Origin of the sequence: Shewanella corallii, assembly GCF_023349125.1 — a bacterium.
GTDB lineage: Bacteria > Pseudomonadota > Gammaproteobacteria > Enterobacterales > Shewanellaceae > Shewanella > Shewanella corallii.
The window spans coordinates 155,295-169,623 of sequence record NZ_JAKIKT010000006.1 but is presented as its reverse complement, the minus strand read 5'-3'; the positions used below and the strand labels follow the sequence as shown (position 1 = coordinate 169,623).

The 14,329-nt window shown below is 53.0% G+C and carries 12 protein-coding genes; 7 read left to right on the top strand and 5 right to left on the bottom strand.

The features are described from left to right. The first annotated feature begins 14 nt into the window (after positions 1–14). On the top strand, positions 15–800 hold the full coding sequence (locus tag L2725_RS15550; RefSeq protein ID WP_249249761.1) for a CheR family methyltransferase: 786 nt from the start codon (positions 15–17) through the stop codon (positions 798–800). A gap of 35 nt (positions 801–835) precedes the next feature. Continuing rightward, on the top strand, positions 836–1,861 hold the full coding sequence (locus L2725_RS15545; protein WP_249249760.1) for a protein-glutamate methylesterase/protein-glutamine glutaminase: 1,026 nt from the start codon (positions 836–838) through the stop codon (positions 1,859–1,861). 3 nt (positions 1,862–1,864) lie between these two features. Here the strand turns inward: L2725_RS15545 and L2725_RS15540 are convergent, their stop codons facing one another. Further along, the gene (locus tag L2725_RS15540; RefSeq protein ID WP_428985296.1) at positions 1,865–2,917 is read right to left on the bottom strand and encodes a polysaccharide deacetylase family protein; all 1,053 of its coding nucleotides are present in this window, start codon (positions 2,915–2,917) and stop codon (positions 1,865–1,867) included. Between the two features lie 36 nt (positions 2,918–2,953). Between L2725_RS15540 and L2725_RS15535 the strand changes: the two genes are divergently transcribed. Further along, positions 2,954–4,291, top strand: a complete 1,338-nt coding sequence (locus L2725_RS15535) for an MATE family efflux transporter (RefSeq protein ID WP_428985295.1) — start codon at positions 2,954–2,956, stop codon at positions 4,289–4,291. Between the two features lie 53 nt (positions 4,292–4,344). On the opposite strand, the gene nfuA is transcribed toward L2725_RS15535, so the two are convergent. Next, positions 4,345–4,923 carry a Fe-S biogenesis protein NfuA gene (gene nfuA / locus L2725_RS15530; protein ID WP_249249757.1) on the bottom strand — a complete coding sequence of 193 codons (579 nt, stop codon included), beginning with the start codon at positions 4,921–4,923 and terminating at the stop codon, positions 4,345–4,347. Positions 4,924–5,141: 218 nt separating this feature from the next. Between nfuA and L2725_RS15525 the strand changes: the two genes are divergently transcribed. Then, complete coding sequence (locus tag L2725_RS15525) at positions 5,142–7,667, top strand: M14 family zinc carboxypeptidase (protein WP_249249755.1); 2,526 nt, start codon at positions 5,142–5,144, stop codon at positions 7,665–7,667. Position 7,668: 1 nt separating this feature from the next. On the opposite strand, the gene L2725_RS15520 is transcribed toward L2725_RS15525, so the two are convergent. Then, complete coding sequence (locus L2725_RS15520) at positions 7,669–8,367, bottom strand: ComF family protein (protein ID WP_283164338.1); 699 nt, start codon at positions 8,365–8,367, stop codon at positions 7,669–7,671. A gap of 59 nt (positions 8,368–8,426) precedes the next feature. On the opposite strand from L2725_RS15520, the gene bioH reads away from it, so the two are divergent. Together bioH and L2725_RS15510 are read left to right on the top strand one after the other, a co-directional pair. Then, positions 8,427–9,197, top strand: coding sequence for a pimeloyl-ACP methyl ester esterase BioH (gene bioH, locus L2725_RS15515; protein WP_249249753.1), 771 nt, complete (start codon positions 8,427–8,429; stop codon positions 9,195–9,197). Positions 9,198–9,262: 65 nt separating this feature from the next. Further along, on the top strand, positions 9,263–9,769 hold the full coding sequence (locus L2725_RS15510; RefSeq protein ID WP_249249752.1) for a hypothetical protein: 507 nt from the start codon (positions 9,263–9,265) through the stop codon (positions 9,767–9,769). A gap of 129 nt (positions 9,770–9,898) precedes the next feature. On the opposite strand, the gene L2725_RS15505 is transcribed toward L2725_RS15510, so the two are convergent. Together L2725_RS15505 and greB are read right to left on the bottom strand one after the other, a co-directional pair. Further along, a complete protein-coding gene (locus L2725_RS15505; RefSeq protein WP_249249909.1) occupies positions 9,899–12,244 on the bottom strand; it encodes a Tex family protein in 2,346 nt (781 codons plus the stop codon). 102 nt (positions 12,245–12,346) lie between these two features. Further along, positions 12,347–12,838, bottom strand: a complete 492-nt coding sequence (gene greB, locus L2725_RS15500) for a transcription elongation factor GreB (protein WP_115136486.1) — start codon at positions 12,836–12,838, stop codon at positions 12,347–12,349. A gap of 187 nt (positions 12,839–13,025) precedes the next feature. On the opposite strand from greB, the gene L2725_RS15495 reads away from it, so the two are divergent. Then, a complete protein-coding gene (locus L2725_RS15495; RefSeq protein WP_249249908.1) occupies positions 13,026–14,300 on the top strand; it encodes a Xaa-Pro dipeptidase in 1,275 nt (424 codons plus the stop codon). Positions 14,301–14,329 lie beyond the last annotated feature (29 nt).

The following is a 14,329-nucleotide window of genomic DNA, read 5'->3' as shown; positions in this document are numbered from 1 at the left end:
AAAAGGAATTCTTAATGACGTCAGCGGACTTCCGGTTCATCCGGGAGCTCGCTTACAGGCAGACAGGGATAGTTCTACCTGAGCGCAAGCAGCATATGGTGTACTCCCGCTTGTGCCGTCGGCTAAGAGCACTCAAATTGACGACATTTAAGGAGTACTGTCAGTACCTGTTGGATACCCCGGACGAACTGGGCCAATTCATCAACGCACTGACAACCAATCTGACCTCATTTTTCAGAGAAAAGCACCACTTCGACTATCTGAAAAATACTCTGGTGAGTTCCTGGCAGCAACAACAAAAGCGTCGAATTCGCATCTGGTCTTCCGCATGTTCAACCGGTGAGGAGCCATACAGTATGGCCATGTCCGTGGCGAGTCTGTTTGGCAACGCCAGTTGTGATACCAAAATACTGGCCACAGACCTGGACACCAATGTGCTGCAAAAAGCTCAATCCGGGGTATACCCCATAGAGGCATTGGAGAATATCCCCAACGAGTATCAGGAAAAGTTTCTGATGCGCTCTGGAAGTCAGATAAAAATCAAAGACAAACTGCAACAACACATTCATTTCAAGCAACTTAACTTGCTGAACGACTGGCCGATGCAAGGCAAGTTCGATGTGATTTTTTGTCGCAATGTCCTGATCTATTTCGATAACGATACAAAAACACAAATCATACGTAAGTTCCGGCGCTTACTGGCTGATGATGGCCTGTTATTTATCGGTCATTCAGAGACGCTACACCAGATCTCCGATGACTTCTCCCTGATAGGTCAGACCATCTATAAGCCTATATAACAGGACTGCCGGGAACCAACGACAAGGAAATCGATATGATCAAAGTTTTGGTAGTAGATGACTCAGCGTTAGTCAGACAACTGCTCACTCATATGTTGTCTCAGGCTCCGGATATTAAGGTGGTGGGAAGCGCTGAAGATCCCTATGAAGCAAGGGACAAAATTAAATCCCTCAACCCTGATGTACTGACACTGGATGTCGAGATGCCGAAAATGGATGGCATCGCTTTTTTGCGAAACCTGATGAAGCTTCGTCCTATGCCGGTCGTCATGATCTCCACCCTGACGGAAAAAGGCGCGGCCATTACATTGGAAGCCCTGAGCCTGGGTGCAGTGGACTACATAGCCAAACCCAAAAATGATCTCAGCAACAAACTGGTTGAGTATCAGGATGAATTACTGGACAAGATTCGTCTGGCTGCCCGCTGTCGTATCAGAGCCACCCCGATACTGCCAAGCCAGCCTGAACCTCAACCCGGGCTGAAACTCAAAAACCGTCTTATCGCGATCGGAGCCTCTACCGGTGGAACGGAAGCGATTGCCCAGGTAGTGTCTCAGCTACCGGAAAATTTTCCCCCTATTGTAATAGCCCAACATATTCCTGCTGCCTTCAGCGCATCATTTGCCAGACGGCTGGACTCAAAATCGGCCATGACAGTACAGGAAGCCTCAGGCAATGAAATGCTAAAAAATGGCAACGTCTATGTGGCCCCTGGAGACAAACATTTGGTGGTGGTCCGTCGTGGAGCTCACCTCTACACCATGTTGCAGGACTCAGAGCCGGTCAATCGCCACAAACCTTCGGTAGAAGTATTATTCAACTCCATTGCCGACTGTGCAGCCAAAACCACCATAGGCGTTATGCTGACAGGCATGGGTAAAGATGGTGCCGATGGCATGTTGAATATGCTGAATCAGGGGGCTTATACCCTGGCGCAGGACGAAGCCAGCTCAGTGGTATGGGGTATGCCAGGCGCCTCGGTGGATGTAGGAGCCGTTCAGGAGCAGCAGCCCCTCAGCCGTATCGCATCACGCCTGCTGGAGCTGCTGAAAGTAGATTAAGACCTATTCCTTAATCCACTCACCATTATTCTTGGGCCTGACCCAGGCCTGAGAGAACCAATAGTACCGCCCTTTAGTCTTGCTCGGGGCGGTACAGTTGTATCTGGAGCGCCCTGCAGGCAGGTCCAAATCAGCCTGAATCACGAACTCATTTGCCGATAACCAGGTCGGCTTCTTGGCCCCCTGCCCCTGCACAAAGCACATCAGCTGATGAGGGTAGATATCCGACGTATCCAGTGTCACTCTCAGCTCAGGACGCCAGCCACCGGCTTTAAGCTCAGGGTTGGTGGTATTCTGCGCCAGCACAGGCATATTCAGACTGTGCATTTTGACCTTGAGGCTGGACATATCCGCATAGGGGCCAGCCACAGGAAAACGAGGCAGCGCAGTCAGCTCTGAATATACACCGGCGGCACCGGATTGCTGACCAACGGCAATATAACCATGACGTTCCAACAGCGCCTGGATCTCCGCATTGTACTCTCCATACGGATAAGCCAGCATCTTGAAGTTGTGGCCCGTCGCCTTGGCAATCGCCGCTTCGGTATCAAGAATATTCTGCTCCACCCGTGCCAACCAATCTGCGTCAGTCTCGCCAGCTAACTTTCTGACCAGGTGCTCATGGCCCCAACTGTGGTTGGCAATATCGGCGCCCTCTGCCGCCAACTGCTGTAACTGTTGCCAGCTCATCATCTCCCCATAGCCTTTCTCTATAGGTTCTATGGCAACAAACAGGGTGTAGGGGAAGCCATACTCCTTTAGAATAGGGTGCGCTGACTCGGCAATGTTTTTGTAGCCATCGTCGAAGGTGATCACTATGGATTTTTCCGGCAGTGACTCATTTGCTCTGATTGCGGCAACCAGTTGAGTCAGAGAGATCACATTGAAGTTATTCTCGGCCAGATAGGCCATCTGCTCGCGGAACTGAGCAGGAGTTACGCTGGTGATGGCCGGCGTTTTATCAGATACATGATGATACTGGAGAATCACTGCGCCATTTACAGGGCCTGAACTCGCTTCAGGTTTGGCGCTTACACTGAAGATCAGTGAAGTCATGAGCGCAAAAAACACTCTCAACATAAATAAACCTCTATAAATATGACTAAATCAGTCCTGATGTTCGACGCCCAACGAAACCGGCGCATGCTGGCGTTAGCGCTGCCCATGATCCTTTCCAATATCACAGTCCCCCTGCTCGGGTTGGTGGATACTGCCGTAATAGGTCATCTAAGCAACGCGTATTATTTAGGCGGTGTTGCCGTCGGGTCAACGATTATCACTTTGATTTTCTGGCTGTTAGGCTTTCTGCGCATGGCCACTACCGGCCTGGTTGCCCAAGCCTGGGGCGCCAATGATACCCAAAGACAGTTCCAATTGCTCCTGCAGGGTATCAGTCTCACTCTGCTGCTCAGCGCCCTGATACTTATTTTACAAAGACCACTGCTGGAACTGGCCCTGTCAATGACAGAAGCCAGCGCTGAAGTTATTCGTTATTGCCGTGAATATTTCAGCATTCGTATCTGGTCCACGCCGTTCGCCCTGCTCAATCTGGTATTGCTGGGTTACCTGCTTGGCAGGCAACAGCCCAAGGCTGCCATGTGGCAGCTGATTATTGCCAACAGCGTTAACATCCTGCTGGACGTCCTGTTCGTTATTGGCCTTGGTTGGGGCGTTAAAGGCGCAGCAATGGCCTCGGTGATCGCCGACTTCTGTGCCATGTTGGTGGCACTGACCATGGTGAAACGTCAACTCAGCTTGCAAGGTGGATTTCATTTGGGAGAGCAGCTGAAACGTCTTAACCCTGCCGGTTACGGCCAACTGCTTCGACTCAATGGTGATATTTTTGTTCGCAGCCTGTGTCTGCAGGCCACATTCGCCTTTATGACATTCCACGGCGCCAGCCTGGGCGATGATACGGTCGCAGCCAACGCGGTATTGCTGAATCTGCTGTTGCTTATCTCCTACGCCCTGGATGGTATCGCTTACTATGCCGAGGCGGAAACAGGCAGAACCTGGGGCAAACGGGATATGCCGGAATTGCGCAATACTGTCACCCTGGCGTTTCAGTGGTCAGCAGTGTCGGCGCTGGGATTCAGTCTGCTGTTTTTCCTGACCGGAGAGTACATTATTCAGCTACTGACCGGGATTGAAGCGGTTCAACACCTGGCTTTCCAATATCTGCCCTGGCTTATCGTCATGCCTGTGCTGGCCTTTGGTTCCTACCTGTTTGACGGTGTCTACATAGGCACGGCGCAGGGCAAGATAATGCGTAACAGCATGCTGTTCTGTACCCTGATGGTGTTCTTCCCGGTGTGGTGGAGCCTGCAAAGCTGGGGCAATGGCGCACTGTGGGCTGCCATGTCTGCCTTTATGCTGTCCCGCAGTCTGTCCCTTGGACTGCACTATCGCCTGTCACTTTCCAGAGGTTAAAAAAATACCCCGCTCAAGGATATTGGGCGGGGTATTTATCTCACCAGTCGTTGTTACTGGTAAGAGTGGTCACCGTGCTGGTGATCTGTGATATCGCGTACACCGGTCAGCTCACCGCTGAAACGCTCCAGCATCTGGGTTTCGATACCATCTTTCAGGGTGACATCAACCATGGAACAACCGTTACAACCGCCACCGAACTGCAGCACGGCAACACCATCTTCAGTCACTTCCACCAGCATAATATGACCGCCGTGGCTGGCCAGCTGAGGGTTGATCTCTGACTGGATCATATATTCGATACGCTCGTTCAGTGGTGCATCATCAGCCACTTTACGCATCTTGGCATTTGGAGCTTTCAGGGTCAGCTGAGAACCCAGCTGATCCGTCACGAAGTCAATGGTGGCATCTTCCAGGAAAGGCGCGCTTTTCTCATCAACCATGGCGCTGAAGCCATTGAACTCGATCTCTGTATCATCATCTTCCACCGCATCCGGTGGGCAGTAAGATACGCCACACTCCGCCTGAGGTGTGCCCGGGCTGATAACAAACACGCGAATATTGGTGCCTTCAGGCTGATCCGCCAATAGCTTAACGAAATGGGCCTGAGCCGCTTCGGAAATGGTAATCATGACAACCTGCTCCCTCAGGCTAAACCTGAGTATTTTGGTAAGAATTAGCCGTATGATACTCATAAGCCGACTCTGTGTGTAGTCCCAAGGCCCGGTGATTAAAGGTTTTTTTACTGTTTTTTCGACACATATTGAGCATCATTTTTTTAACACCCATGTAGCACGGGCAGCGGCAAGATGATAATTTACGTGAAAATTCAATAATAAAAATACGACTCATGTTGAAATCACTGACCCTGGCCACCGCTTTGGTTCTCAGCCCTCTTGTTTCTGCTCAGGCGCCTGACTGGTATCCCCCGCAGTCGAGTAGTAATGCCACTATCACCACACCAGCAGAGTTCCTTGGCTATCCTCTGGGTGAATGGCATCTGCGCCATGACCAAATCAACTTCTATCTGAAGCAACTTGCAGCCCAAAGCCCAAGAGTCAGTCTGGAAGACACAGGCCTGAGCCATGAAGCCAGGCAGCAGTTGACCGCAGTGATTACCTCCCCGACCAATCAACAAAAGCTACCGCAAATCCTTGCGCAGCGAGCTAAAGTCAAACAGGGTCAGGCGGAAAACTCACCTCTGGTGATCTGGCTGGCTTACTCAATCCATGGAGATGAAGCCAGTGGTGCCCACGCCGCGACAGCGCTGGCCTATTACCTGAGTGCCAGTGAAGAAGCCTGGGTAAAGGAGCTGCTGGAAAAAGCCGTGGTATTGGTCACCCCAACCCAGAACCCGGATGGCCTGGACAGGTTCTCAACCTGGGCGAACAACAACAGGGGTAAGGTGCCGGTAGGCGACAATCACAGTCGCGAGCATACTCAGGACTGGCCACGGGGTCGATTCAATCACTACCTGGCCGACCTTAACCGGGATTGGTTATTCCTGGCTCATCCGGAAAGTCAGGGCCGGGTCGCCCTGTTCCACAAATGGCAGCCCCACTATCTGGGAGACTTCCATGAGATGGGGCATGAACAGTCTTACTTCTTCCAGCCCGGTGTACCGGATAGAACCCATCCATTAACACCGGCAACCAACCAGGCGTTGACAGATAAGCTGGCGGACTTTCACCGAGACGCTCTGGATGCCAAAGATCAGGCCTACTTCAGCCGTCAGGCATTTGATGACTTCTTTTACGGCAAAGGCTCCACCTACCCGGATATCAACGGTGCCATTGGCGTACTGTTTGAACAGGCAAGTGCACGGGGTCAGCTGCAGGACTCAGCCAACGGACCAGTGGTATTGAGTGAGGCCATTGCCAATCAATTCGCCACTTCCCTGTCCAGCCTGAGAGGTGCCATTGCGCTGGAAGATGAATTGAAGCAGTACCAGACTGAGTTTTTTAAGGGTAAAGCCAGCGATGACAGCCGCCGCTTGAGTGGCACCCTGCTGAGAGCCCCCAAAGACCCCGCCCGCCGGGATGCTCTGGCCAGCCTGCTTGCACAACACAAGGTGGAACACTTCTTCCTGAGCAGAGATATTGAGGCAGATGATCTGGTATTCGGCGCCGAAGACAGCCTGTTTATTCCGGCCAATCAACCTCAACAGGCGCTGGTAGAGGCCATGTTCGACAAGCGCACTGAATTTAAAGATGCCACTTTTTACGATGTTTCCAGCTTTGCCCTGCAATCAGCCTACGACCTTTTGAAAGCTGATAAGGTTAAGGTAAGCCGTAATCAGCTGACGGCGGACACCGCGCAATCTCCTGACCAAGCCCTGCCAGACAATGCTGTCGCCTATCTGGTGGATTGGCGTCACAGCAATGCTGCGCCTATGCTACAGCAGCTTCTAAATGCAGATATCCAGGTCAAAGTCGCCACTACGGACTTCAGCGTGCGTGGCATCGAAGCTATCAACTGGCCCGAAGGCAGCCTGTATATACCCGCCAAACAAGCTCATGTGAGCAAGCAGCAACTCAGGGAGTTGCTGTCCCGGCAAAGCCAGGAATGGGGTGTCAAAGTCGTCCCGGCTTCCACCTTTGCGGGTGCCGGAGGAATCGACCTGGGCAGTGACGATTTCCGGGTCATCAAGCCGGTCAAACCTCTGCTGATCGCTGGTAGAGGCACCAGCACCACAGAAACCGGTCAGCTGTGGAACTTCATGGACAGCAGACTGGGTATCGCCACCCCGTTAATTGATGCCTCACGCCTGAGCAGAGTCGATCTTGGCAACTACAGTCACCTGATTTTTGCCAGCGGCAGCTTCAGCACTCTGGACGCTGAATTGGCAAGGGATATCGCCAGCTTTGTTGAACGTGGTGGCACTGTGATTGCCCAGAAAAGTGCCCTTAACTGGCTCAGCAAGAACCGACTTATGAGTGCTGAACTGATCTCTTCCAAGGAGTTTGCTCAGGCCTTCGACACTAAGGGGCTGACTTTTGCGGACAGGGATTCACTCAACGCCCGCAAAGCAATAGGCGGTGCCATTGTCGAACTGACCCTGGATGCGGGTCACCCCTTGAATTACGGTATGACAGACGACAAATTGCCCGTCATGAAAAACCGTGCCATAGGCTTCAAATCTGTGGATAAGCCCTTTGTTGTCGCCGCCGAGTACAGTGAACAGGTACTGAAGAGTGGTTATATGGCACCTGAATATCAGCAGAAGCTGGCCTCAACTCCCGCGATCTTGGTGGAAACCAAGGGTAAAGGTGAGATTGTCGCCCTGGCGGATAACCTGATGTTCCGTAATACCTGGCTGGGAACAGAAAGAGTGTATGCCAACGCCCTCTACTTTGTACCTGTCTCGATGAGGTAATTCAGTCCAACAGGCCCGGCGCTTCAGCCCGGGCCAGACACCAGACCTGCAGATCCGGCGCCTGCACACGTATCTGTGCGGCAATCTCAGAAACAGTGGTGCCCGTGGTCACCACATCGTCGATTATCGCCACCCGCGGATAAGGCAGAGCCTGTTGCAGTTCAAAGGCCTGTTTCAGATTTTGTCTGCGTGCTTTGCCATCCAACCCGGCCTGTGCCAGAGTGTGCTGGGTACGAACCAGACAATCATCCACCAGCGGAATACCCAAAATCACTGACAGTCGGTTGGCGATCATCCAGGCCTGGTTGAAGCCGCGCTCTCTCAGCCTGTCGGGGTGCAAGGGTACCGGCAACAAAGCCTGGGGACGGGACACCAACCCCAACGCCTCCAACTCTTGGAATCGCTCCACCAGTGCCCGGCACAGAGACTCCAGCGCCGCCATCTGCCCCTGATATTTAATCCCGCTGATAACAGGCCCCAATCCCTGGTGGTAACTGGCGGGTGCCACAACAGGCAGAGGCCGGGACTGCTGACATGAGCCACAGTACTTGAGTTGCAACATCATGCCGCGACCGCACCCCAGACAAACCGGCTGCTGATATAAACTGGCATCCAGGCACGCACTGCACAATCCTGTCTGTCCCCTTGCCACACCTTGATGACAGAGCAAACATCGGTTGGGTAAACTAGCCCCAAGCAAGTTAACTATTTGACTGAAAACCTGTCTTATCAATTTGTATACCTAAGGCCTGACAAACTGTGACTCAACTTCATATCGATATTCGCGGACAGGGTCCGGAACTGATCCTGCTCCATGGCTGGGGGGTAAACAGCGCCGCCTTTGCGCCCCTGTATGAGCATCTGTCTGAGTATAGGGTCTACTATGTGGATTTGCCGGGCTTTGGCCACAGCCAGCAGGGAGACAATAGTCTGCAGGGTTGGGCCAAACAGCTGGCAGAGCAATTACCTGATGGTGCTATCTGGGCCGGTTGGTCTATGGGGGGCCTGGTTGCCAGCAGAGTTGCGCTGGATTATCCCGAAAAGGTCAAAGGACTCATCACTATCGCCTCCTCTCCCTGCTTTATGGCCCGGGAAGATGAAGGCTGGTTTGGTATTCCGCCTCAGGTGTTGACGCAATTCAGCGATCAACTGGGTAAAGACCTGCCCAAAACCATTGAGAGGTTTCTGGCGATACAGGCCATGGGCAGCGTGACCGCCAAAGAGGATATCAAGCGCATACGTGAACTGGTACTTGCCCGCCCTCTGCCGACACCCGATGCACTTGCAGCCGGGTTACAGATGCTGGAGCAGCAGGATCTCAGAACTGAAGTTGCAGGGCTGACTCTCCCCTGGTTGAGGGTGTGGGGTCGTCTGGATGGTCTGGTGCCCAAGCGGGTAATCCCGGCCATGCCTGCAACACCACAGAGCCAGGATGCCATTATTGCCAAGGCATCCCACGCGCCGTTTATCTCTCATACCCAAGAGTTTGTAGAGCTTGTTGGCAACTGGCTGAAACAGCACACAGGCTGAAAGGCCTTTAACCTCGCGGCACAATTGACTATTATTTAAGCAGAGAGCTTAAAGCAGGGTTAACTATGCAGCTGGTGTCCAACTATCCCAATGTGCCTGTAGCCACAACCAATGTGGCTACTGACAGCGCGCGGGTGGATAACCAGCAACGTCCGCCATTACTGCCGCCACAGCAGTTGGGTAAAACCTATCAGGAACGCGGGCTGGAGCAGCGCCAGGAAAGGGCGACAGAGCAACAGCAGGAGCGCCAGGACCGAATCCAACAGAGACAGTCGGGTCAACAACAGCAGCAAACCAGAGAGCAGCAACAGGGAACCGAGAGGCAGTTACCTCGCACTGAGCAGGCAGCCCTGGCTAAGTTGGCCACCAAAGGCGGTGGACTTAACAGACGGGATATACGGGACAGGACTCAAACCACAGAGGCTACGGGTAAGCAGATGCAAGGTGACTCCAGCCATCCCTTCCCCAACGAAGCCCCCAGGTTCTATCGGCAGATAGGCACCATCATCAAGGACACTTATCAGTCCACCAGCACTCCAAGAGATCTGCCCAGGCTGGAACTGCAGGCCTGATACTTCCCGCTGAAAGCCCAATTCAAAATCAATGCAAATAAAAATCCCCCACGCCTTATAATAGGCTGTGAGGGATTGATGTCTCTGTCGGTCCCAGCTTGTATATACAAGCCAGAGTTCAAAGCAGACTTACTTCTTCAGCTTGGCAAATGCATCAGCGAAAGCATTACCCATAGCAGCATTAATGGGTTGATTGGACTGCTGACGGCCACCCTGTTTGGGCTTGTTGCCACCTTTGTGCTGTCCCTTGTTACCACCATGGTTATGGCCTTTGTGTTGTGGTTTGCTGCCAGCAGGCTGAGGTTTTTCATCCAGACGCATGGACAAACCGATACGACGGCGCTCCACATCCACTTCCATCACCTTCACCTTCACCACATCACCCGCTTTCACCACGGTATGAGGATCAGACACGAACTTGTCGGTCAGGGAGGAGATATGCACCAAACCATCCTGGTGTACACCGATATCCACGAAGGCACCGAAGTTGGTCACATTGGTCACCACGCCTTCCAGGATCATCTCAACCTTCAGGTCTTTCAGCTCTTCAACACCATCTTTGAACTTCGCGGTTTTAAACTCACCTCGGGGATCGCGACCCGGTTTGTCCAGCTCGGCCAGAATATCTGTCACAGTTGGCAGACCAAAAGCTTCTGTCGTGAAGTCAGCAGCATTCAGGGTGCGCAGCAGTTCTGTGTTGCCGATGAGAGCATCAACCGGCACGCCTTTGGCAGCGGCAATCCCCTCTACCAGAGTGTAGGCTTCCGGGTGAACCGCTGATCTATCCAGTGGATTGCTGCCTTCGCTGATACGCAGGAAGCCTGCGGCCTGCTCATAGGCTTTGGGGCCAAGGCGGGACACCTTCAACAGCTCTTTACGGGTATTGAAGCGGCCATTGGCGTCGCGGTAATCCACCACGTTCTTGGCCAGTGTCTTGTTCAAACCGGCAACCTGAGCCAGCAGTGGTGCAGACGCCATATTCACATCCACACCAACACGGTTTACACAGTCTTCCACCACAGCTTCCAGTGATGAGGACAGCTGGCTCTGACTGACATCGTGCTGGTATTGACCCACACCGATAGACTTGGGTTCAATCTTCACCAACTCTGCCAGTGGGTCCTGCAAGCGACGGGCGATAGAGACCGCACCACGCAGGCTGACATCCAGATCCGGGAATTCAGCGGCAGCCAACTCGGAAGCGGAATAAACAGACGCACCGGCTTCAGACACCATTACCTTGTTGATATTGGGTGCAGTGTCTTTAACATAAGCCAGCAGCTCGGCGGCCAGCTTATCGGTTTCACGGGATGCGGTACCATTGCCCACAGCCACCAACTCAACCTTGTGCATTTTTGCCAGATTGGCCAGGGTGCGAACTGATTTTTCCCATTGGTTCTGCGGTGCGTGGGGGAAGATGGTGGTATGAGCCACAAGCTTGCCTGTGGTATCGACCACAGCCACTTTCACACCGGTACGCAGACCGGGATCCAGACCCATGGTCGCCTTGGCACCGGCAGGCGGCGCCATCAGCAGGTCGCCCAGGTTACGGGCAAACACCTTAATGGCTTCATCTTCTGCCTGTTCACGCATGCGGGCAACAAACTCGGTTTCCATCTGTAGAGCGATCTTGATGCGCCAGGTGGCGGTCACCACTGCCCGCAGCCACTGATCGGTTTCACCTGACCCCAGGTTCAGTTTCAGATGGTCGATAATGGTCTGCTCGCATACGCTGCCGCTGGCTTCAGAGCCAGGGTCAGCATCCAGCGACAGGCTCAGAATGCCCTCATTGCGACCACGCAACATGGCCAGCGCACGGTGAGAAGGCACCTTGGTAATGGCTTCGTTGTGCTCAAAATAATCGCGGAACTTGGCACCTTCTTTCTCTTTGCCAGCCATCACCTTGCTCACCAGCTCAGCCTGGCTTTGCAACTGCTCACGCACCTTGCGGATCAGCTCGGCGTCCTCGGCGAAACGCTCCATCAAAATATATCGGGCACCATCCAGCACAGCCTTGGTATCAGCAAACCCTGCTTCAGCGTTGATAAACTCGGCGGCTTTAGCTTCGGGAGACAAGCTGCGATCTGCCAACAGCATATCGGCCAGAGGCTCAATACCCGCTTCGACCGCGATTTGGCCTTTGGTACGGCGCTTGGGCTTGTATGGCAGGTAAAGATCTTCCAGGCGGGTCTTGGAATCGGCACTGTTCAGAGCCTCGGTCAGCTCTGGCGTCAACTTGCCCTGAGCCTGAATGCTGGACAGGATCACCTGTCTGCGGTCATTCAGCTCACGCAGGTAGCCCAAACGGCTGAACAGGTTACGCAACTGAGTGTCATCCAGACCTCCGGTCACTTCCTTACGGTAACGGGCAATAAAAGGCACGGTCGAGCCTTCATCCAGCAGGCCAATAGTGGCATTTACCTGCTGCTCACGAACATTGAGTTCCTGAGCAATAATCCGGGCAATATTTTGCATAGTCTTGGTTTCGATATTCAGTATGGCTTTGAGGCTGCCAGTCAAGATATCACAGCGATGGAGCAGGGGTTAACCCTGGCTGGATTTCTGAACTCAACAACATTATTCGGTTTCTTCAAAAGGCTTGTAGCGAATGGCATTGACGTACCACTCTTTTGGACCTGAAGGAGTCTGGACTGTCACTTCATCATCGACCTGTTTGCCAATAAGGGCTCGGGCCATAGGCGAATCTATGGTGATATAGCCCAGCTTGGTATCCAGCTCATCTTTGCCGACAATACGATAGCGCACCACATCACCCTCTTCGTTTTCCAGCTCGAACCAAGCACCGAAGAAAATCTTGCCCTCTTGCTGAGGGTCGTAGTCGACGATTTTCAGCTCCTCCAATCGCTTCACCAGATAACGCACCCGGCTGTCTATTTGGCGCAGCAGGCGTTTGTTATAGGTGTAATCAGCGTTTTCGGAACGATCACCCTGAGCGGCAGCTTCCTGCACTTTTTTGGTGATCTCAGGACGATACTCTTTCCACAGGTACTTAAGTTCCCGGTCCAACTCTTGCCAGCCGGCGCGGGTGATCAGATGGGCTTTCTTCATAGGGTGTGCGTGTTGCCAACAAGCATTTGCAATAATTTCCCAGTTTGTATCACTTAAGCCCTTGTTCCTCAAGCCGTGCGGACACTATGCCACCGCTCTGATCGACATATTCCGCAACACTGCTCAGATTGTGTTCTGCCGTCAGTAAGTTATGCTGCACAAGAATTTAACAAAAATAATGTTGCTGATGACTACCCTGAATCGATTGCTGGCCACAGGCCTTATGCTGCTTGCGCCACACACCATGGCCCAGACCACCTACCTGACCGCTGATGCCATGCTGGATGTGGAAAATGGCAAACTGATCAGTAAACCCGCTATCATCATTGAAGATGGCCGCATCACCGCAGTCGGTAAACAGGGGGAGCTGAAACAACCTGCCAATGTGGACAGTGTGCTCCATCTGCATCAGGAAACTCTGGTACCGGGCCTGATGGACATGCATGTACACCTGAGTGGCGATGCCGACGATAACTTTCTCGCCTCCCGCAACTACTCCATCCCCCGCCAGACTGTGATTGCAGCCAAAAATGCCCGTAAGACACTGGAAGCAGGATTCACCACAGTGCGAAACCTGGGGGCTGCCGGTTACAGTGTGATTGGCGTGATGGAAGGCATTAATAACGGTGATATTCCAGGCCCGAGGATCTGGGCAGCAGGGCATTCAATCTCTGTCACCGGAGGGCACTGTGACGATAACTTCAGTGCACCGGAGAAGAAGGCAAAGTCAGGTGGTGTTGCCGATGGCCCCTGGTCGGTGCGGGAAAAGGTTCGGGAGAACATCAAATACGGTGCCAACACCATTAAAATCTGCGCCACCGGTGGCGTGTTCTCCAAGGGCACCAAAGTGGGCATTCAGCAATACACCTTTGAGGAGCTGAAAGCCGCGGCTGAAGAGGCTCATATGCGCGGCCTGGTGATAGCGGCACACGCCCACGGTACCAGTGGTATTAAGGATGCCATCCGCGCCGGTATCGACAGTATTGAGCACTGCAGCTTTATGGATGATGAGGCTATCAAGCTGGCAGTAAAACACGGCACTTACCTTTCCTGCGATATCTACAACACCGAATACACCCTGGCCTTTGGTGAGGCCAATGGCGTACCCGAAGAGAATATCAATAAGGAAAAGCAGGTCTCCAAAGCCCAGCGGGAAAGCTTCCGTAAAGCGGTGAAAGCCGGTGCCAATATGGTGTTTGGCTCAGATGCTGCCATCTATCCCCACGGGGATAATGGCAAGCAGTTCTCCCGTATGGTGACCTTTGGCATGACGCCACTGCAGGCAATTCAGGCCGCCACTATCAATAGCGCTGCACTGATGAAGCAAACCGATGTGGGCCAGATAAAACCCGGCTATCTTGCCGATATTATCGCCGTAAAAGGCAACCCGCTTAAGAACATCAGCCTGTTGGAAAACGTCAGCTTTGTGATGAAGGATGGCAAGGTCTACAAGCAGCAATAGTCCTTTTTCAGACAACAAAAAACCGGCCT

Coding starts and splice junctions, on each gene's coding strand:
- L2725_RS15495 (WP_249249908.1), top strand. CDS start 13,026: ATGACTACCCTGAATCGATTGCTGGCCACAGGCCTTATGCTGCTTGCG.
- L2725_RS15525 (WP_249249755.1), top strand. CDS start 5,142: ATGTTGAAATCACTGACCCTGGCCACCGCTTTGGTTCTCAGCCCTCTT.
- L2725_RS15510 (WP_249249752.1), top strand. CDS start 9,263: ATGCAGCTGGTGTCCAACTATCCCAATGTGCCTGTAGCCACAACCAAT.
- nfuA (WP_249249757.1), bottom strand. CDS start 4,923: ATGATTACCATTTCCGAAGCGGCTCAGGCCCATTTCGTTAAGCTATTG.
- L2725_RS15540 (WP_428985296.1), bottom strand. CDS start 2,917: ATGACTTCACTGATCTTCAGTGTAAGCGCCAAACCTGAAGCGAGTTCA.
- L2725_RS15545 (WP_249249760.1), top strand. CDS start 836: ATGATCAAAGTTTTGGTAGTAGATGACTCAGCGTTAGTCAGACAACTG.
- L2725_RS15505 (WP_249249909.1), bottom strand. CDS start 12,244: ATGCAAAATATTGCCCGGATTATTGCTCAGGAACTCAATGTTCGTGAG.
- L2725_RS15550 (WP_249249761.1), top strand. CDS start 15: ATGACGTCAGCGGACTTCCGGTTCATCCGGGAGCTCGCTTACAGGCAG.
- greB (WP_115136486.1), bottom strand. CDS start 12,838: ATGAAGAAAGCCCATCTGATCACCCGCGCCGGCTGGCAAGAGTTGGAC.